The sequence below is a fragment of the Dehalogenimonas etheniformans genome (assembly GCF_014672715.2).
GTDB classification, from domain to species: domain Bacteria; phylum Chloroflexota; class Dehalococcoidia; order Dehalococcoidales; family Dehalococcoidaceae; genus Dehalogenimonas; species Dehalogenimonas etheniformans.
In genome coordinates this window covers 536,896-556,700 of the sequence record NZ_CP058566.2, presented here as the reverse complement: position 1 = coordinate 556,700, position 19,805 = coordinate 536,896, and the positions used below count along the sequence as shown (strand labels likewise).

General features: G+C 54.3%; 19 protein-coding genes. 17 read left to right on the top strand and 2 right to left on the bottom strand.

The annotated features are described in order from the left end of the window. Positions 1–85 precede the first annotated feature (85 nt). From HX448_RS02875 to HX448_RS02815, 13 genes are all read left to right on the top strand, one after another. Positions 86–1,168 (top strand): PQQ-dependent sugar dehydrogenase, encoded by a 1,083-nt coding sequence (locus HX448_RS02875; RefSeq protein WP_226846823.1) that lies wholly within the window; start codon positions 86–88, stop codon positions 1,166–1,168. Positions 1,169–1,252: 84 nt separating this feature from the next. Beyond that, complete coding sequence (argS, locus tag HX448_RS02870) at positions 1,253–2,926, top strand: arginine--tRNA ligase (RefSeq protein ID WP_102330666.1); 1,674 nt, start codon at positions 1,253–1,255, stop codon at positions 2,924–2,926. 483 nt (positions 2,927–3,409) lie between these two features. Then, positions 3,410–4,558 carry an acyl-CoA dehydrogenase family protein gene (locus tag HX448_RS02865; protein ID WP_102330665.1) on the top strand — a complete coding sequence of 383 codons (1,149 nt, stop codon included), beginning with the start codon at positions 3,410–3,412 and terminating at the stop codon, positions 4,556–4,558. Between the two features lie 72 nt (positions 4,559–4,630). After that, entirely contained in the window at positions 4,631–5,134 is a 504-nt protein-coding gene (locus HX448_RS02860) for a DUF5946 family protein (RefSeq protein ID WP_102330664.1), read from the top strand. 119 nt (positions 5,135–5,253) lie between these two features. Continuing rightward, a complete protein-coding gene (locus HX448_RS02855; protein ID WP_102330663.1) occupies positions 5,254–5,784 on the top strand; it encodes a dCTP deaminase in 531 nt (176 codons plus the stop codon). Between the two features lie 88 nt (positions 5,785–5,872). Then, positions 5,873–6,139, top strand: a complete 267-nt coding sequence (locus tag HX448_RS02850; protein ID WP_102330662.1) for a hypothetical protein — start codon at positions 5,873–5,875, stop codon at positions 6,137–6,139. 151 nt (positions 6,140–6,290) lie between these two features. After that, entirely contained in the window at positions 6,291–6,704 is a 414-nt protein-coding gene (locus HX448_RS02845) for a DUF7674 family protein (RefSeq protein ID WP_162485973.1), read from the top strand. Positions 6,705–6,788: 84 nt separating this feature from the next. Beyond that, entirely contained in the window at positions 6,789–7,133 is a 345-nt protein-coding gene (locus tag HX448_RS02840; RefSeq protein ID WP_102330660.1) for a hypothetical protein, read from the top strand. A 91-nt stretch (positions 7,134–7,224) separates the two neighbouring features. Next, a complete protein-coding gene (locus tag HX448_RS02835; RefSeq protein ID WP_102330659.1) occupies positions 7,225–7,674 on the top strand; it encodes a hypothetical protein in 450 nt (149 codons plus the stop codon). 52 nt (positions 7,675–7,726) lie between these two features. Then, positions 7,727–9,544 (top strand): excinuclease ABC subunit UvrC, encoded by a 1,818-nt coding sequence (gene uvrC / locus HX448_RS02830; protein WP_102330658.1) that lies wholly within the window; start codon positions 7,727–7,729, stop codon positions 9,542–9,544. 189 nt (positions 9,545–9,733) lie between these two features. Beyond that, positions 9,734–10,558 (top strand): DUF6544 family protein, encoded by an 825-nt coding sequence (locus HX448_RS02825; protein WP_102330657.1) that lies wholly within the window; start codon positions 9,734–9,736, stop codon positions 10,556–10,558. 216 nt (positions 10,559–10,774) lie between these two features. Further along, entirely contained in the window at positions 10,775–11,596 is an 822-nt protein-coding gene (locus tag HX448_RS02820; protein ID WP_226846821.1) for an alpha/beta hydrolase, read from the top strand. Positions 11,597–12,482: 886 nt separating this feature from the next. Then, positions 12,483–12,659, top strand: a complete 177-nt coding sequence (locus HX448_RS02815; protein WP_102330655.1) for a helix-turn-helix domain-containing protein — start codon at positions 12,483–12,485, stop codon at positions 12,657–12,659. Positions 12,660–12,675: 16 nt separating this feature from the next. On the opposite strand, the gene HX448_RS02810 is transcribed toward HX448_RS02815, so the two are convergent. Both HX448_RS02810 and HX448_RS02805 read right to left on the bottom strand, forming a co-directional pair. Further along, positions 12,676–12,906, bottom strand: a complete 231-nt coding sequence (locus tag HX448_RS02810; protein WP_226846819.1) for a type II toxin-antitoxin system HicA family toxin — start codon at positions 12,904–12,906, stop codon at positions 12,676–12,678. Next, positions 12,903–13,985: a Cof-type HAD-IIB family hydrolase gene (locus tag HX448_RS02805; protein ID WP_226846818.1), complete on the bottom strand. Its 1,083-nt coding sequence runs from the start codon at positions 13,983–13,985 to the stop codon at positions 12,903–12,905. Before HX448_RS02805 ends, HX448_RS02810 begins: the two co-directional genes overlap by 4 nt. A gap of 335 nt (positions 13,986–14,320) precedes the next feature. On the opposite strand from HX448_RS02805, the gene HX448_RS02800 reads away from it, so the two are divergent. The 4 genes from HX448_RS02800 to HX448_RS02785 are packed head-to-tail and all read left to right on the top strand — an operon-like array spanning position 14,321 to position 19,763. After that, positions 14,321–15,502: a DNA polymerase Y family protein gene (locus HX448_RS02800; protein ID WP_102330654.1), complete on the top strand. Its 1,182-nt coding sequence runs from the start codon at positions 14,321–14,323 to the stop codon at positions 15,500–15,502. Beyond that, positions 15,451–15,735 (top strand): hypothetical protein, encoded by a 285-nt coding sequence (locus tag HX448_RS02795; RefSeq protein WP_102330653.1) that lies wholly within the window; start codon positions 15,451–15,453, stop codon positions 15,733–15,735. Before HX448_RS02800 ends, HX448_RS02795 begins: the two co-directional genes overlap by 52 nt. 9 nt (positions 15,736–15,744) lie before the next feature. After that, on the top strand, positions 15,745–18,879 hold the full coding sequence (locus tag HX448_RS02790) for a DNA polymerase III subunit alpha (RefSeq protein WP_102330652.1): 3,135 nt from the start codon (positions 15,745–15,747) through the stop codon (positions 18,877–18,879). Positions 18,880–18,908: 29 nt separating this feature from the next. After that, positions 18,909–19,763, top strand: a complete 855-nt coding sequence (locus HX448_RS02785; protein WP_102330651.1) for a DUF72 domain-containing protein — start codon at positions 18,909–18,911, stop codon at positions 19,761–19,763. The last annotated feature ends 42 nt before the right edge of the window (positions 19,764–19,805 follow it).

The window sequence follows — 19,805 nt, the reverse complement described above, 5'->3', positions numbered from 1 at the left end:
ATAAATAGCGGGCGTCTCGCAATCAGTTAGATTCCATCTCTGGCTCTAACGCCCTATAATGAACCGAAGGGAGCATCACACTCGTTTGTCTAGAAACCGTATTATTATCGCATTGTTGATCGTCGCCGCCCTTGTTTTTGGCGGATTCCTGTATTGGGATTACCTTGGCCGACGCACGGTCCCGCCCCCAACCTCCTCCATCGCAGAGAACCTGGATATTCCCTGGGAAATGGCCTTTTTGCCTGACAACAGCATCTTGCTCACGGAACGCCCCGGAACGGTGAGGACTATTGATCCCGGCGGGACGCTTCAAAGCCAACCTGTTTTGACCTTCACCGATGTAGCTACGGTGGGTGAAGGCGGCCTGCTCGGCATGGTGCTTCATCCACAGTTCGCGACTAACGGTTGGATCTATTTCTACTATACCTACCAATCCGGTACCGGTCTGGCTAACCGTGTCGTCCGTTATACTATGCAAGGTACTTCGTTTTCCGATCACACCGTTATCATCGAAGGCATTCCCGGCGGCAATATCCATGACGGCGGGCGCATCAAATTCGGTCCTGATGGGATGCTTTATATCTGCGTCGGGGAAACCGGCAACGATAATTTAGCCCAGGACCTTAACTCGCTCGCGGGAAAAATTCTCCGTCTCAATGACGACGGCGCGATCCCGGCAACCAATCCTTTCCCCAACTCAGCCATTTATTCCTACGGGCATCGCAATCCGGAAGGGCTGGTATGGGATAATCAGGGTCGGCTGTGGGAAACCGAGCACGGACAAAGCGCCCAGGATGAGATTAATCTCATCGAGGCCGGAAAGAATTACGGCTGGCCTTTAGTCCGGGGAAGTGAAACCGCCCCCGGCATGACTCCTCCCGTTCTAGCCAGCGGGAATGTGACCTGGGCTCCCTCCGGGTTGACCATTCTAAATGGATCATTGTACTTTGCGGGACTCGAAAGCCAGAGCCTTTTCAAATATGACATGGCTACCGGAACCATCACCCGGTACCTGAACGGAAATTTCGGCAGGCTAAGAGACGCCACGGCGGGACCGGACGACCTCCTTTATATCATGACCAACAATCGCGACGGCCGGGGCATCCCACTTACCGGCGATGACCGCGTTATCAGGATCATTCCAAACAACCTGGTGGAATCCACTTAACATTCCTACCCAAATGTTGACATCGTCTTGAGCGGGCTGTGTTATAATCGTTTCCTATTCAAAACGAAAACTCGGAGTAGCCCATTGAACGGAATATTAGCTGTTAAGAAATCGATAATCTCACTCATATCCGAAGCCGTCGCTCAGGCCCAGGGAACCGGTAAATTGCCTGCGGTTTCGGTCCCTCCCATCCTCATCGAGCACCCCCAAAATTCGCAGCATGGCGACTATGCTTCCGGCCTCCCGCTTAAGATGGCTCGCGCCACCGGCATGAAACCCCTCGACATCGCCGGGATCATCGCAGGTTTTATACCGGCCGTGCCCGAGATAAAATCCGTTACAGTCGCCCCTCCCGGTTTCTTGAACTTCACCCTCTCCGACGCCTGGATCACTGAACAGGTTGAGAACGTCATCGCTTCCGGCGAATGCTATGGCAACATCGATCAGGGCAACGGCAAAAAGGTTCAGATCGAATATGTCTCCGCCAACCCCACCGGCCCCATCCACGTAGGCCACGGTCGCGGCGCGGTGCTCGGCAGTAGCCTTGCTTTGGCTCTTCGAGCCGCTGGTTTCGACGTCCAACAGGAATATTATGTCAACGACGCCGGCAACCAGGTCATGTCGTTCAAGCGTTCGCTGTATGCCCGCTACCTGCAGCAGCTTGGCATCGATGCCGAGATGCCCGCCGAGGGTTATTTCGGCCACTATATGATCGACCTGGCGCGGGACATCCTCCAGGAAGAGGGCGACCGGTTCCACGAGATGCCCAAGGATGAGGCGGTAGAGCAACTGGGCATTGTAGGTTTGCGGAAAATGCTTGACCTCATCCGGACGGATCTCAACAGGCTGGGCGTTACCTTCGACCGCTGGTTCTCGGAGCAGAGCCTCTATGACAGCGGCGAGTTTGCCGGCGTCCTCGAGATGCTCAAGAAATCCGGCTACGTCGCCGAGAAAGAGGGCGCCGTCTGGTTCACCTCCACCGCCCTCGGCGAGAGCAAGGACAATGTCATTATCAGGACAGACGGCACACCGACCTATTTCGCATCTGACATCGCTTACCATTACGATAAATTCGTCCGGCGCGGCTTCGACATGGTCATCAACATCTGGGGCGCCGACCACCAGGGCCATGTGTCCCGCATGAAAGCCGTGCTCCAGGCGCTGGGCGTCGATCCCGCCCGCCTCGACGTCATCATCTCCCAGCTTGTTACCCTCCGCCGCGGCGAGGAGCTGGTCAGGCTGTCCAAGCGCACCGGCGAGATCATCACTCTTTCGGAAGTCCTCGATGAAGTCGGGTCCGACGCCTGCCGCTTCAACTTCCTCTCCCGTAGCGCCGACTCCCAGATGGATTTCGATCTCGAACTGGCCAAGAAGCAATCTGCCGAAAACCCGGTCTATTATGTTCAATACGCCCACGCTCGCATCTGCTCCATCATCAGCCTTGCTCGCGATAAAGAGATCGATTATGCCGATGGCGATGTCACCAAGCTGGTCGAACCCGCCGAGCTTGAACTCCTCCGCAAGATGCTGCTTTTGCCTGAGGTTATCGCCCAGGTCGCGGACTCATTCTCACCCCACCACCTCGCCTATTACGCCCAGGTGCTGGCCAATGCCTTCCACCTGTTCTACAAGGACTGCCGCGTCGTCTCTGCCGACCTGTGCCTGTCCAAAGCCCGCTTGAAGCTCGCCGTCGCCGCCCGCACTGTCCTGGCCCGCACCCTGCACCTCATGGGCATGTCCGCGCCGGAATGCATGTAGGATTCTTTCGCGTTCCGCGTCGCGTGAAAACGAATGAAACGAATCCCTGCCACATCGGAGCAGGTGCTGAGGGTCTTTCGAGAAACAATTTCCCGCGTGGTCTGGTGTCGGGAGAAGGTTGGATTTGTTTCAGCGTCCCGCAAAACCTGTTTTTCTGAAACAAATCATCCGAAATCAGCTTTGCATCAATCGTAAGATTTGTTTTCGAAAACAAATCATCAACGAACGTAATCGATTCACTCATTTTCCAGTCGCTTAGCAAAACAATCAGGGGCGGGTAATTGTAATGGTACATGTGTGCTAATATATCGCAGGTATTATAGCACTGCCGTTCCTCAGATTGTCAAGCGTTTAGTGACGTTTTTGGTGGGTGGTCGAAAATATATTTGCCGGCACCCCCCACTTGAACAACCACTCCCCGCCCCCTATAATAGCGCCGTTCGTTGAACTATCGCTCAATAATTTTCTTAATAAGGAGCCGCCGTGGAATACTTCCTGAATGAGCTTCAAACGACCGTCCGCGACCTTGCCCGCGGCATCGCCGAGGAAAAGGTCCTGCCGGTCCGCGCCGAACTTGATGAAAAAGAGCAGTTCCCCTGGGAGATCGTCAAGGAGATCGCCGCCTCCGGCCTTTACGGCATCGCCATCCCGGAGGAATACGGCGGTATCGGCGGCGGCTCGTTCGAGCTGGTTCTGGCTGCCGAGCAGTTCGCCCGCGTTTGCGGCGGCATCGCCGTGACCTATGCCGCCAATTTCCTGGGCTCCGACATCCTCATAGACAACGGTTCTGCCGAGCAAAAAGCCCGCTTCCTGCCCGACATCGCCTCAGGCAAAAAACTGTGCGCCTTCGCTATCACCGAGGAAACCGCCGGTTCGGACGCCGCCGCCCTTAAAACCACCGCCGTCAAAACCAACGACGGCTACCTCATCAACGGCAGCAAGCGCTTCATAACCAACGGCGGCGACGCCACCATCTACACCATCATCGCCCGCACTGAACCTGGCAAAGGCGCCCGCGGCCTGTCCGCCTTCATCGTGGAGAAAGACACCCCCGGCTTCACCTTCGGCCGCAAGGAAAAGAAGATGGGCATCCGGACGTCTTCGACCCGCGAACTCCTCTTCGACGACTGCCTGATCCCTAAAGAGAACCTCATCGGCAAGGAAGGCATGGGCTTCTTCTACGCCATGAAGCTCTTCGAGAAGTCCCGCCCCGGCATCGGCGCCCAGGCCGTCGGCATCGCCCAGGGGGCTTTCGAGGCTGCCATGGAGCACGCTGAAAACCGCGTCCAATTCGGCGAGGCCATCATCACCTTCCAGGCCGTCCAGCACATGCTGGCCAACATGGCCATGGACATCGAGGCCGCCCGCTGTATGGTCTACAACGCCGCCCGCACTGTGGATTCCGGCCTCCAGAAAAGCGCCAACATGGAATCCGCCATGAGCAAGGTCTACGCCTCGGACGTCGCAATGCGTGTCACCACCGATGCAGTACAGATCATGGGCGGCGTCGGCTACATGCGCGACTACCCGGTCGAGAAATTCATGCGCGACGCCAAGATCACCCAGCTCTATGAAGGCACCAACCAGATCCTGCGCAACATCATCGCCAACGAGTTGAAGAAGAGATACTAACCCGCCGAGGCGTAAAATCCGAAATCCGAATATCGAAATCCGAAACAAAGTCGGATTCCCGAAACGCGAGATATGCCGGCTGAGAAAACTATTTGCCCGGGCTGCGGTCTTGAGCTCGAATCCACTGAAACTGGACTTGACGACCGGTTCAACGCCTCGTGCGCCTGCCGCCGCCTTTACGATGAGCTATCCTGCTTCACCTTAAACCAGGCGGACGCCGAATTCACCCACCAACTGATCGTGGACGCCTACTGCGCCCAGCACGCCGGTCCGAAGGTCAAAACCATTTCGATTGCCTTTTCCCTGATCGGGCTTTACCTGGTTTTTGAACGCGATTACACCGGCCGCCAGGTCCAGCTCGCCCACATGGCGCTCGCCAAGCAATCAAAACAATGGCACCGCTTCAATCCTCCGCCCATGACTGGAACCCTGACCGTTTCCAATGTTTTGAACAGCATAAACGGCGAGAATTACCGAAAAAACATTCACGATTGGGCGGGATCGGTTTGGACGGCGTGGGCGAGCACGCATACTCAAGTTGCCGAGCTCGCAAAACGATATTTAAAACTCGACTGACCAATACTTCTATTATCGGTTCCAATTAGCTGCAAGAAAATCGTTGTTTTCAGGCGTTTCTCGGGATACAATTATCACCAAGCTTTGACCCTCCATAGTCATCACCTGCGGAGGCATAAATGAGTGTTTTAACCGGGCGTCAGATCAGGGAGCTGGTTTTCTCCGGCCAAACCCTTATAGATCCCTTCGATGACTGCCTTGTCGAACCTGCCACCTGCGATCTCAGAGTGTTTCACAAGGTCCTCGCCAGTCCGGTTGGCGACACCCAAACCGGTAAGGTTGTCGATCTTCGCGAATGTCCCGATGGTTACAGCATTCTTCCCGGTCAAATGATAGCTATTCTTTCTTTGGAAAGAATCAACCTGCCGCTGAATATCGTCGGCAGATTCGGGATAAGGTCTTCGATGGCAAGGAAAGGTTTAAATGCCTTTGGCGGGGTTCAGCTCGATCCGGGATTTCGCGGAAGATTGATGATGAATCTGGTTAACGTAGGTCCGCGCCCTGTCCCTATCTATAATGAGTTCCGGATGTTTTCAGTCGAATTCAGTAAACTGGATGAAGAAGTTGAACAGGGATATTGCGGTCCTTTCCAGGACCAGGATGATTTTCCCGCCGACCAGTACAATTACATTCTTTCGGCGGGGACATAGATACGAACCAGCGTTCAGTCCAAACCCGGTCCCCCTACCCCCTCCCCTCCTCCGCGCCACGTTAAAATTTCTGATATAGGTGTCCAAAATGGAAGACGACGGTGATCTCAATCCGAAGGAAACCGCCTTTCTGTTACATTGCGTTGTGAAACACGACCCTGAGTTAATCGATAAGATCAAACCAGAGAGCTTAAACGGTGGTGATTCAGCGCTTATTAACAGAATAAGAGATGACATCGGTCAAGAAATAATGGAAGAAGGTCTAACAATCGAATCCGAATTGAACGAATATGGTTTAGAATTAGAAAACCTGATTGATCGACTCGCAAATTTGTATTTATGGCCTGCCGATTAACATACTTCACTACTATTGTGCCGAGCCTCGTTCATCCTACCTTAATTAAATTCATTGAGACATCCCTAAACGCCGAACCAAAATAATCCAATTCGCCCCTAACTCAATCCCCACCCCGCCTCCCCTCCCCACGTCATGTTAGAATAATTATATGAAATCCCATGTTGAACGATGGTCGGTACAACATATGACCTACAGTGAAGTAATTTCTAATTTCCTTATTTCTTTTCCAGAATTTATTGAAAAAGCGAAACTTGAAGAAACGTGGTGGAATCCGGAAAAAGGGGATGAGCCACTGTTAGGTGTATTTTTTGAAGACGTTGTATTCCCCCAAATGCTTGAATCGATAAAGAACAAGCAGAATCCCGAATTGGTCAAAAGGCTATTCGAGTACTTTGAAGATTTGATTAAAGCTCCAGTTCCTTTCATCCGGGAAGAATTGAGAACATCAATCATGGAGGCTTTCGGAAACGACAAAATAATTTTACGAAAAGCGCGTGATCTTATGGGGCCGGAATCAATAAAATTAAGCCATGAGGCAGAAAAAAGCCTGGGTCGAGAATAAAATCGCCACCCCCCCTCCCCCACCCCCCACCTCATGTTAAAATAATCCTATGACACCATTTGTTATTCGTATTGAGGTGCGTGTATGTTCGTAAAATGCTTCTCTGAGGACAACCCGGCAACTCAACAAGACCGCGTAAAAAGAAATGTTGCTTTGGCAAACGAGATAAGGAAGAACCTTGAATCTCTCGGAGTTTCGAATGAGAAAATCCTAAGATTAAGCGTTGATCTATCAGATGTGATCGTAGACACAGAGATAATTGAAGGGCTCACGAAAGATCTAATGAGTACTCCCAGATCAGAAGCTGAGGCTTGGGACCAAACAATTTCGGACCTTTTAGGATGGACCGAAAACATTAAAACCCATTGTTCAAATGCAATCAAAGGATTGAAGTCATTGAGACAGCATTCTGACAACGCCGGTGCTTAATATTAATCCAGGTTCAACTTCTCCCACCCCCACCCCACGTTATGTTAAAATAATCCACACATTTGTTGATACCTTCAGTGGAAGGACGTAAATGGCGATTAGTAAAGAACAGCTAATACGATTTCGCGATTTAAAAATTAATCTTTCTGATTTGAATGAATTAGGTACAATAAACTTATTTCAAACAAAGCAAAATGATATTGTCGAAGTATGTAATGAACATGTAGCCAACATATTGGAATGTTATCTCAAAGGGATGGTTTCGGAGGTGAACCTACTAGAGTGGATATACACAATAAGATGGACAGATCTTTATCAGGTTTGTGAAAGTAATCGTGAAACGATACTGAATATTCTCGATGAATTAGCGGAGAGAAACATCGGTAGGCCTAATGGTCCCCGAAAACATTTTGTTGATATCACAGCGATAGTAAACAAAAACGACATAAGTGAAATAAATATTGTCGCTAAATACGACATAAATAAAGTCAAAAAGTACATCGCCGATCTAACAATGAATTTTAAAAAAAGACAGCCCTAACCCTCCCGCTCCTCACCCTCGCCCCACCCTAACGTTATGTTAAAATAATCCTATGACCACCCCATTCGTTGAAGAGCAGGTGCGGCAGTTGCCGGATGCTCCCGGCGTCTACATCTACAAGGATGAAAAAGGCCGGATCATCTATGTCGGCAAAGCAGTCAACCTCAAGAACCGCGTGCGCAGCTATTTCCGCAACACCGGCAAACTCGATGAAAAGACCCGTCTCCTCGTCGCCGATATCCGCGACCTGGAGTATTTCGTCGTCCCCTCGGGACAGGATGCCCTCATCCTGGAACTCAACCTCATCAAGCGCCACCGTCCCCAGTACAACATCATGCTCAAGGACGATAAGGGGCTGCCTTACCTCCGGGTCACCCCCGGCGCCTGGCCCAAGCTGGAAGTCACCCGCCGTTACATCGAAGGCCAGGGGCGCTATTTCGGCCCCTTCACCGATGCCCGCAGCGTTCATGGCGTCCTCGATCTCCTTCGCCGCATCTTCCCCTTCCGCGCCTGTACCCAGGACCTGAAGAAGGTCAAGCGGCCGTGCCTGGAATACGACATGCACCGCTGTCCATCACCCTGCACCGGCAAGGTGCTGGCGGACGAGTACCAGAAGAATATCGACCAGGCCGTCCTGTTCCTGGAAGGCAAGCTCGACCGGGTCGCCCGGCAGCTTAAAACCGACATGGCCGCCGCCGCCGAGAAGATGGATTTCGAGCTGGCTGCCGTCTTGCGCGACCGCATCCGCGACATCGAGACGGTCATCGGAGCCCAGCGCATCGCCACCCGGGTCAAGGGAGAGCTGGATGCCGTGGCCTATGTCCAGACCGGCGACGAGAGTTTCGTCATGGTCTTCTTCGTCCGCGGCGGCAAGCTCATCGGCCGGGAGCATTTCATCCTCAAGGGCACCAAGGACCAGCCGCCTTCACAGGTGCTTGCCAGTTTCATCGGCCAGTTCTACAGCGGCGCAGCCCACCTGCCGCCCCTCATCCTCCTGCAAGCGGAACCCGACGATAAAGAGGTGTTGGCGGGCTGGCTATCGTCGAAGCGGGGAACCAGGGTCGAGATTTCGGTTCCCCGGCGAGGGCCGCGCGTTGAACTCATGGCCACCGTCGCCAACAATGCCAAAAAGGGGCTCGACCAATATAAATTGAAACGGATGCTTACCGGCGCCGAGGACTCAAAGGCGGCGCTTGAAGATTTGGCCAAAGTCCTCGACCTCAAAGAGGCTCCCCACCGCATCGAGGGCTACGATATCTCCAACATCCAGGGTAAGATGGCGGTGGGCTCGATGGTCGTTTTCACCGGCGGCAGGCCGGACTCCAAAAACTACCGCCGCTTCCGCATCAAGACCGTCGAAAGCGCCGACGATTTTGCCATGATGAAAGAGGTCGTCGGCCGCCGTTTCGCCCGGGCAAAAGGCGAATCCGAGGAAAAGTGGGCCAGCCTGCCCGACCTGATGCTCATCGACGGCGGCAAGGGGCAACTATCAGCGGCGGTCGAGGCTCTCAAGGAAAAAGACGCGGAAAATACTCCCATCCTGGGACTGGCCAAGGAACGCGAGGAGATCTTCCTGCCCGGCAAATCACAACCCATCGTCCTCGAGGAGCGTTCTCCCGCCCGCCGCCTCCTCCAAAGAGTCCGTGACGAAGCCCACCGTTTTGCCCTGGGCTACCATACGAACATCAGGGAGAAAAAGTCGGTCGGCTCCAAGCTCGATGAGATTCCCGGCATCGGTCCCGCAAGGCGCCGAGCGCTGATCAAACGTTTTGCTTCCGTCCCCGGCATCCGAGCCGCATCGGTAGAGGAGATCGCCGAGGTCAAAGGCATCACGCCGCAACTCGCCCGCCTCATCAAAGAGAGCTTATAAAAACTGTCTTTGCGAGGACTGCCTTGAATGGCAGTCCGTGGCAATCGTCCCCGAATAGTCCACCTACCCGATCATACGACCTTGCCCGCCTCGTTCAAGAGAGTTTATAATCGTTTTATCATTCTGATCCTGAGCGTAGTCGATGGGGAAGAATCTCAATCGTATTCGAAGGATAAGCCACCGAAAATTATGACTTGGCTCATCGCATTTCTCGTATTCGACCTTATCGTCGCTATCCTTATGGCCGTATTAATCGGTCGAGGGTCAAAAAACTGGAATGAATCTCGCCGCGTCGAGATTGAAACGCTAAATGCCGGGGCTCAGACCCTCGAAAAAACTTTCGAAGTATCATCGATCGCCGAATTCCCCGCCCCCGTCCGCCGCTATCTCACCAAAGTTGTCAAACCAGGCACTCCTTACGTAAGCCGCCTTCATCTGAAGCAGACAGGCCAGATGCGCTTCAACCAGCGTTGGATCAAAATCGAAGCGGATCAATATTATTCCGTGGTGCCGACTGCCTTTTCCTGGGTTGCCCGGATGAAACTCGGCCCTGCCTGGGTCGCCGCCCGCGACCGTTATTCCAACGGCAAAGGCAATATGCTCATCAGCATCCTTTCGACCTTCCCCCTGTTCGATGTCCGCGGCCCTAAGATGGACCATGCTTCTCTTTTAAGATACCTTTCCGAATTGCCCGTGCTCCCCACCGCCATCCTGGCTGGAAATATCACCTGGAAAGCGATTGACGATCAGACCGCAGGAGCAACCATATCTGACAGCGGCATAACCGCCTCTGGAATTTTTCGCTTCAATAGCGAAGATGAAATTGTCGCTTTCATTTCTTCGGGCAGGTTCCGCAATGACACCGGCAAAATGACCCCCTGGTCAGGTACATGGTCCCATTACCAGGAATTCAACGGCTTCCGCATCCCCACCGAAGGCAACGCCGTTTGGAACGCCCCTGAGGGCGATTTTGAATATATCAGGCTGAAGGTTGAAAAGGCAGAATTTATCTGATTTTGATCGGATGCCGAATTCGGCGATCCCCAACCGAAACCGTATTTAGATTGAACGTGATATAATTTATCAGAATATTTGTGTATTCCTTCTCGTTTTCCCTGGTTAACTATGAAATCTCGGTTCAAACTTGCCAGTTTCATTCTCATGTTTGTGCTGGTGTTATCCGGCTGTCAGGGCCAATCCCGGGTTCCGCCCTCAACTACAGTCTCTGAATTGACCACTGTTAGGCCCGAAAAGCTCGGCACCGTAGACAGGGACGTCGTGTTTGGCACCGGAGGCCCCATTGCTTTACGAATGGATGTCTATTATCCCAAGGCAGCCACCGGGCCCGTACCAGCGATTATCTATGTCCATGGCGGCGGTTGGGTAGGCGGCGATAAAAATGAGATACCCCCTGGTTATACCGGCGAACTTACCTCCCGTGGATATTTAGTGGCCTCGATCAACTACCGTTTGGCCCCGACTTACAAATTCCCTGCCCCCATAGAGGATGTGAAATGCGCCGTCCGATTCCTCCGTGCAAAGGCTACCGATTATGGTATCGATCCGGCTCGGATTGGGGCTATGGGCGCCAGCGCCGGCGGGCATCTGGTTTCGCTGCTGGGAGTCACCGCCGGCGTCAACCAGTTCGAAGGCACCGGCGGCTGGCAGGACCAGTCCAGTAAAGTGAAGGCAGTCGTTGACCCCTACGGTCCGGAGGATCTGAACGCCCTTTTTGCAGGAGCTCCGCCTTTCGCCACGGCCGCAATCTTCGGCGGATCGGATTCAAAAACTCTGGACAAATATAGCCCTGTAAGCTACGTGGCCGCAGGCAATCCGCCGTTCCTGATAATACAGGGCGATCAAGACGTCGTGGTGCCACCAGCTCAATCTCAAGGCTTTTACGACCGGTTGATCGCCGCCAAAGTCCCGGCCACCCTGGTCGTCGTGAAAAATGCGGGTCACAGTTTCGCGCCTGCCGGCGGCGCAATTTCGCCGAGTCTGCCGGAAATTTATAAGATTGTCGCCGATTTTTTCGATGTAAACCTAAAGTAATTGGAATTCCTTAGACAGAAATCGATATACTGGCGGATACCGGTTCAAGAGGAATTGAGATGGCTTATTGTCCACAATGCCGCGCAAGTGTAGGAGAAAACGACCGGACTTGCCGCCGGTGCGGCTGTGAAATTGCGTTCCTAGCCCCTCCGCCATCGCGCACCGGATCCGGTGGTCACGTTTGTCCCACGTGTAACAACCAGCGGCGCGTCAGGTGCCCCAATAGCAAAAATCCCGTCCCAATCCGAAGGTGCATGAACGGCACCATCAACAGCGGTTTTGAGCCATATCCATGTCCTCAGTGCCATGGCGAAGGTTGGATACCTTGCCCTGACTGTCCATAAGGCATCCCGTTTTGCGCTAGCTCATAATGTTCGTTCCGATGCTTATCCCGTGCTGAATAGACAAGGTTATTACGACCATCATCCGCCTCTAAATATCCCCCAATGGCTTTGACACCGGTCAATAATAGTGGGATTATTGACTTGTCCCAGGTAACCAATGCAATGAGCACGGCTGCTAGGCAATGACCTGACCGGACATCTCGAAGGTAAACTAAACAAAATCAGGGTTCATCCTTGCTGGTGTTTTTGAAAACTTCGTAGGTTCTGTTCAGAGAGTCCGGTAGATTCTACTTAGGGGGCAAAGGTTACCTGGGGCCCCTTTTTTATTTCAGTCAATTCTTCTCCAAAGTGCCTCAATCTTTTCTACCCCCCAAAGGTTACATCTCATTTAACGTTTTTGCGCTTTCACTGGATTGTCTCTATCGGTTTTTGTTCATTAAGGCGACGTCAGAGTATGAGCGTCGAACCCCCGCTGACATTTTTCCTGATTTCCCGTTATTAGGGGTATGAGCGCAGTACAGACGACCATATCCGCAGGCCGTATGCTTAACGTTCGTGCAGCCAGTCAACTTCTCAACGTTTCCAAGAGCACTCTCCGGCGTTGGGGAGATCAGGGCAGGATCGAATACTGGCGTATCTCCAGCCGGGGTGATCGAAGATTCAAAAGAGAAGATGTCGAACGCCTGGCCTGGCAGATGTTTGAAGAAGCGAATTCCTGAAGCGACCTTCGGATAACTAACTAAAATCTGTCGGGGGTAATCCGCTACCCTCGATGATGCTTTTCATCGTGCCTGTGGGCAGATCATGGCCCTGGTGAAAGGGCACTATCACCTGCCTGCATTCTTTGGAAATCACGCAGGATCGCCACTTCTGGTGGCTGCCGCGTTGAGCAATAAGGACAAAACCGTGGCGCTCCAGCACCTTGACCACCATTTCAGTGGGCCGGTGCGGTATGTGATAGGTCAATCCAGGTTTACCTCGACCTCGCAAACTTTACCGGTGCATTCTTTGCCGATTTCCGATGGCTCGAGATATAGCTTGATCGCCTCGGTGGCATTGGCGACCGCATCTTCTTCGGTCATCCCGCAACTGTTGCAACCAGGCAGTTCGGGGCAATAGGCGGAAAATTCATTCGTTTCAGGATCCTTTTCGACGACAATCCGAAATTTCATGTGCCCTCCGTCCATTCCATCGTAAGGGCGAGGCTTGCCTCGCCCGGTTTCACCCTCCAGGATGAATTTATTTATTGCCGCCGCGACGCCGGATTTATCTACCGGCAGGGTGACGTGATCTGCGATGCTTTTCAGCTCATCGCGGGCATTCCCCATGGCGATCTTCAGCCCGGCCTTTTCGAGGAGCGACAGGTCGTTGGTGCCGTCTCCTATCGCCATCACCCTGTCCAGATCGATATCGAGATGTTCCGCCAGCTTTTCGAGGGCCGAACCCTTGGAGACCCTGGGGTCGACCACGTTTACAAACCGGACGTCCGGGTAGGCGGGAGTACGCGCGATCGAGCCTCGCAATTTGTCTTTAAAATGCTCAATGAAACGTTGATATTTGGCTTCCTCTGCATCGTTGTGAACCATCAACTCACATTTTATGATGGTTTCCTTGCCGGCAATGTCATCGAAATTGGCTAACGTGCTGTGCAGCCCGAAAAACTCGCGGTGTATCTTGTCGGCCCAGTTTATCTCTTCGACGAAATAACGGTCGATGGCGTAAAGCTCGATATAAATCCGGTTCTGGCGAGCGAAGGCGATGGCTTCTTTCAGGGTTTCGGTTTTTATCGGTTGGGAGTAGATCATGTCCTTGAGGCTCGGATCATATACCAGAGCGCCGTCAAAAAAGATGTGGACTCCGTCAAGCCCAAGTTCTGTGATGTATTTGCGGCACGCATCGACGACCCTTCCCGTGGAAAGGGCAACCCTGATGCCGAGGGTTCTAGCTTCGGCGATGGCGATTTTATCGGCGTTAGAGATATTGCCATGAGCATCGACGATGGTCCCGTCCAAGTCGATGACGATCAGTTCATAAATATTTTTCAAATGTCTCCCCTTTGTCATTTTGAATGAAGTGAAGAGTCTCGGTGCCCTATTGAACAGTTCACCAATAATTATGCGACGCTTCTCTCCATCCGACAACGTCGGCACCCCCCTATTGACAAATGAACAACGGTTCTATTATAATATTAGAACACTTGAGTTAGAACACTCCGTAGGGCACAATATTTGTGCCCGGGGCGGGGAAGATGAGGACGAGACAATGCACAGTCAAAGATTTGTTTCACTTCCCTTCTGTCCCCTTCGGTGAAAAATGAACGTAAAAAGAGAGTCGTTTCAGTCGATTTATGCATTTTTGAGAAAATAATAATTGAAGGTTGATGATGAAGCTGCTGTGTGTCCTCCTGCCCCACTTCCCCCTGCGGTGCGAAATACTGAAGAAGCCCGAACTGGCCGGCCGCCCCGCCGCGGTCACCTACTCCGTCGGCTCCCAGAAACTGCTGCTGGACTTCTCCCCCGATCTCAAAGGCCTCGAGCGCGACATGCCCCTCCAGCAGGCCCTCTCCCGCCACGGCGAGATGGAGCTCCTCCACGCCGACATGGCCCACTACTGGAGCGTCTTCAACGGCGTGCTGGACGCCCTTGAGAAGGTCAGCCCGCTCGTCGAAGGCAGCGCCCTGGGCGACATCTACATCGGCTGCGACGGCCTGGAGATGCTCTACCCCACCGATGACGACCTTGTCTCCGCAGTGCGCAAGTCCCTCCCCGAAGGCTTCGAGGCACGCCTGGGTATCGCCGCGGGCAAGTTTCCTGCCTATCTCGCCGCCCTCGACAGCGCTTTCGATGGTTACAAAACAATTCAAGGCGACGCCGCCGCCTACTTTAAAGACCTTTCCTGCGACCTGCTGCCGGTGTCGCTCAAGAGCAAGATGAGGCTTCACGATTTCGGGCTGCACAGTCTCGGCAAGGTCGCCGAAATTCAAATCTCCAAGCTGGAGGCACAGTTCGGCCCCGAGGGCAGGCGCATCGGCGAACTCGCCGCCGGTTTCGACGACACGCTGCTCTACCCCCGCCTGTCGGAGGAACTCATCGAGGAGAGCACCAGCCTGCCCTCGGCCACGGAGTCGCTGGACATCATGCTAATGGCTATCGAATCGCTCCTTTCTCGAGCCTTCGCCCGCTTCGGCCACCGCGGCGCCGGCATCCGCTGCGTCGAACTCTGGAGCCACACCAGCCTGTCCGAGCACTGGCAAAAGGCGGTCCACTTCAAGGAGCCCGCAATGAACATCAAAACAGCCCTGACCCGCATCAGGCAGGTCATGGAATACTGTCCCCAGCCCGGCCCGGTAGAGGAACTGGGCATGAAGATCACCCGCATCGGCCGCCCCGACGGACGCCAGAGCAGCATCTTCACCGAGGTCAGGTCGGGCGAGAAACTGGCCGGCGATATCAAGCAACTGGAACTCAAGCTCGGCGCGCCGCAATTATTTAAGATCAAAGAGGTCGAGCCATGGTCACGGATACCGGAAAGACGCTTCACGCTGATACCCTTAAACCGGTAAACCTGCCTGAACCTATCGCCGTCGATGAGGAGGCTTCCGGGCAACCGAGGGTGGTAACCCTGGGGCGTAAGCTACCTGTCGCCGTCATCGATGACATCTGGCGCCTCGATGACGAGTGGTGGCGAGCGAGAGCGCTCTCCCGTATGTACTACGCCGTCATCCTCGTCAATGGGCGGCGACTGACCCTCTTCAAGGACCTTGTCGACGGTAAATGGTACCACCAGAGCTATTAGGTTATTTCGATGCCTTACGCCGAACTTCACTGCCACAGCTACTACTCTTTCCACGACGGCGCTTCCTCGCTGGAGGAACTGCTTACCCGGTCGAAGGAACTTGGCTACACTGCGCTGGCCGTCACCGACCACGACAACCTGTGCGGGGCGATGCGCTACGCCCATCTCTCGAAGTCGCTGGAATTTTCCGGCATTATCGGCGCTGAGATCACACTGAAGGGCGGCTACCACCTGACCTTCCTCGCCGAGAATCGTGAAGGTTACCGTAACCTCTGCCGCCTCATCACCGCCGCCCACGAAGCCCCCGACCGGCTCAATCCGGAAATGCCCCCGGAAATCATCGGGGAACACGCACGGGGTCTCATCTGCCTGTCCGGTTGCCCGAAGGGTGAACTTTCGCAACTCGTTGAGTCAGGAAAACTCGACGAAGCGCGCCAGCTCATCCGGCAGTATCTTGGCTGGTTCGGCAGCGATAACTATTTCGTCGAGCTTCAGAGCAATCTGGTCTATGGTGACCGCGCCCGCAACAAGGCACTCGTCGCCCTCGCCCGCGAGTGCGGCGCCCAGCTTGTCGCCACCGGCAACGTCCACTACCATGTCCGCGAGCGTCACCGCCTGCAGGACTGCCTGGCCGCCATCAAGGCCTGCCAGAGCCTGGAGGCCAGCCACCGGCAGCGTCGCCACAACTCCGAGTTCTATCTGCGTCCCATTTCCGAGATTGAAGCCATCTTCGACTTCTGCCCCGAGGCAGTGTCCAACACGGCAAAGATCGCTGAACGCTGCCGCTTCGACCTGACCCAGGACTCCGGCTACACCTTCCCGGACTACCCCGTGCCGAATGGCTTTACCCCGGATAGCTTCCTGGAAAAACTGTGTCTTGATGCCGCAGTGCGGCGCTACGGTGCCATTACCCCCAAGGTCAAGTCCCGCCTGGATGAGGAGTTCCGGCTTATCAGGAAGCACAAGCTGGCCGGCTTCCTTCTCCTCTATCGTGATGTCATCACTCTGGGGCGGGATGCTATGATCGACCAGGGCTTGTCCGACCCGTCACTGACCCTTGAGGAGAATCCTCCCGGCCGAGGCCGCGGCTCCTCGGTGGCCCTTCTCATCGGCTACCTCATCGGCCTGTCGCACATCGACCCGCTTAAATACAAACTTTCCCTGGAACGCTTTCTTCCTGAAGACGCCATGGGCTGCGTGCCGGACATCGACCTGGACTTTCCCCGCTCTATCCGTGAAGACCTCATCCTGCGGACGCACGGCAAATGGGGCTGGCGCAACGCCGCCCTGGCCGGAACCATTGCCACCTACCAGATCAAGGGCGCCGTCCGCGACCTCGGCAAAGCCCTGGGGCTGCCTCTGGAGGAGGTCGACCAGCTTTCCAAGCACGTCGATTGGGGCAGCGCCCGGAAACTTGGGGCGCAGATGGAAAAGAACCTCCACTTCCGGGACAAGATCGATTCGCCAGTGTGGCGCGACCTCATCGAACTGGCCGCCGAGCTGGACGGCTTCCCGAAATACATGGGGCAGCACCCCGGAGGCATGATCATTTCCACCGACCCCCTGACTGACATCGTGCCGGTGCAGCGCGGCGCCATCGACGGCCGCTACGTCTGCCAGTGGGACAAAGACAGCATCGACGACGCCGGCTTCGTTAAGATCGACTTCCTGGCTCTCGGTGCTCTGTCCCAGATGCAGGAAGCGGTCGAACTGATCAAAAAACGCACCGGCCAGCGCATCGACATGTCCCGCATCGACTTCGATGATCAGAAGGTCTACAACATGCTGTGTAAGGGCGATACCATCGGCATTTTTCAGGTGGAGTCTGCTGCCCAGATGCAGACCATCACCCGCATGAAGCCGCGCAACCTCCTCGATATGGCCCACGAGGTCGCGGCAGTTCGTCCCGGTGTCGGCGTCAACGGCGGCGTCCAGGACTACCTCGCCCGTCGCTCTAAGCAGAAACCTGTAGTCTACGACCATCCGCTGGAGGAGAAGTCGCTGGGGCGCACCCTGGGCATCATACTCTTCCAGGACCAGGTCAACCAGTTAGCTATGGACATCGCCGGCTTTTCCCCCCTTGCCGCCGACCAACTACGGCGCGCCTTCGGCCGCCATCATAACGAGGCTTTGCTCAGTCACTATCACAAGCAATTCATGGAAGGCGCCGCCGCCCGCGGTGTCGGTGAAACCGCCGCCGAGGCAATCTGGGAAAAGTTCAACGGCCAGTATATGTTTCCGGAATCTCACGCCTTCGCCTTCGGCGTGACTGCCTATCAGGCGTCATGGCTGAAGCTCTATTACCCGCTGGAGTTCTTCGTTGCCATTTTCAACCAGCAGCCCATGGGTTTCTACAACCTGGAAACGCTCAAGGAAGATGCCCGGCGCCATGGCGTGACCGTACTCAATCCGGACATCAATCGCAGTTCTTCGGTCAGCGTCATCGAGGGTAACGCTCTACGGCTGGGATTCCTGCACGTCGGTGGACTGGGATCCGCCTCAGCGGACGCAATCCTCGCCGGCCAGAAATCGGGCCTCTTCAATAGTGTCGGCGATTTCCTGGAACGTAGCGGCATACTCGAAGAGACGGCTCTGGCATTGGCTGCGGCCGGCGCCTTCGATTCCCTGGAGCCAAACCGCCGCCAGGTCAAGTGGGAGATTGGCCTTCGCTATCGCCCGGTCAATTCCCAACTCTTCTTGCCCCTACCGGTGGCCCAGGATATGACGAAACTTTCATCGCTCACCCCTTGGGAAAAGATGCAGGAGGAGTACAACGTCCTCGGGCTATTCCCCGCCGGACATATCATGGCCTCTTTGAGACCCCGCTTCAGCCGTTGGGTGAGTTCCAGCAAAGATATCGAACGCCTCAACGACGGTGATGAGGTGACCACCGCCGGCATGGTCATCCGCCGCCAGCGGCCGCGCGGCAAAGTGGTCTTTATTACCCTTGAAGACGAGTTCGGCCATGTGCCTCTAATGGTCTTCCCACAGGTTTACGGGCGCCAGGAGCACAAGTTCAAATCACCGTTCCTGGTGGTCAAGGGCCGTCTGACTCGCCGGGAAGGCACCCATAATGTGGTGGTGAACGAGGTGAGGCCCTTCTCCGCTTTGGAAAAAGCGCCTTCATCGAAGGACTGGCATTAGCCTCTTGCTGGGAGTGTTAGAATTTGTGCATGGCTCAATACTGTATCGGCACTTCGGGTTGGAGCTATCCCCGGGGTGAAGGGACTTGGAACGGTTACTTCTACCCACCCGGCACGAAAAATGAGCTTGGTTTTTACAGCCAGTTTTTTGGTTGCGTCGAAATCAACTCGTCGTTCTATTCTCCGATCAACCCCTCCTGGGCTGAAAGTTGGGTCAGAAAGACGCCTGATGATTTCATCTTCACCGCCAAGCTATGGCAAAAATTCACCCATCCGAAGATGTTCGAGGCGGCTACCGGTGAAGCAGCAGCCATCTCACGAGACGATGTTGATCTGTATTTGAAGGGAATCGAGCCTATCGCACGGGCGGGTAAGCTGGGAGCAATACTGGCGCAGTTTCCACCAAGTTTTGAAAATGGCGCGCTCGGCCGCCAAATCCTAGAAGCGGTTCTGAGGACCTTTAGAGATTACCCAATGGCTGTAGAGTTACGGCACAAGAGCTGGAGTGACGACCCCACGACCGCCACCCTTCTTTCAACTTATGATGTCGCCTGGGTTCAAATCGATGAACCTAAGTTTAGCTTCTCTATTGCACGAGACTTGCCGGCTACTTCCACCAAATTAGCGTACTTCAGATTCCACGGTCGGAACGCTGCCGACTGGTGGACCGGGAACAATGAAACGCGCTACCGCTATCTATACCCGCCCGAGGAAATTGAAGAATTGACCGAACGGGTTAAGAAGTCGGCTACAACCGCTAAACAAACTTTTGCCCTCTTTAATAACCATTGGAAAGCGTATGCTCCCAGAAACGCTGGAGACTTGATCAGATCCTTGGATTTGCCTTTCCAGGGCTTACCGACAATGAATTTGAATGAAGATTAATATCATCTGATTAGTCATGTCCCACAGTTGATTAGAAAAATG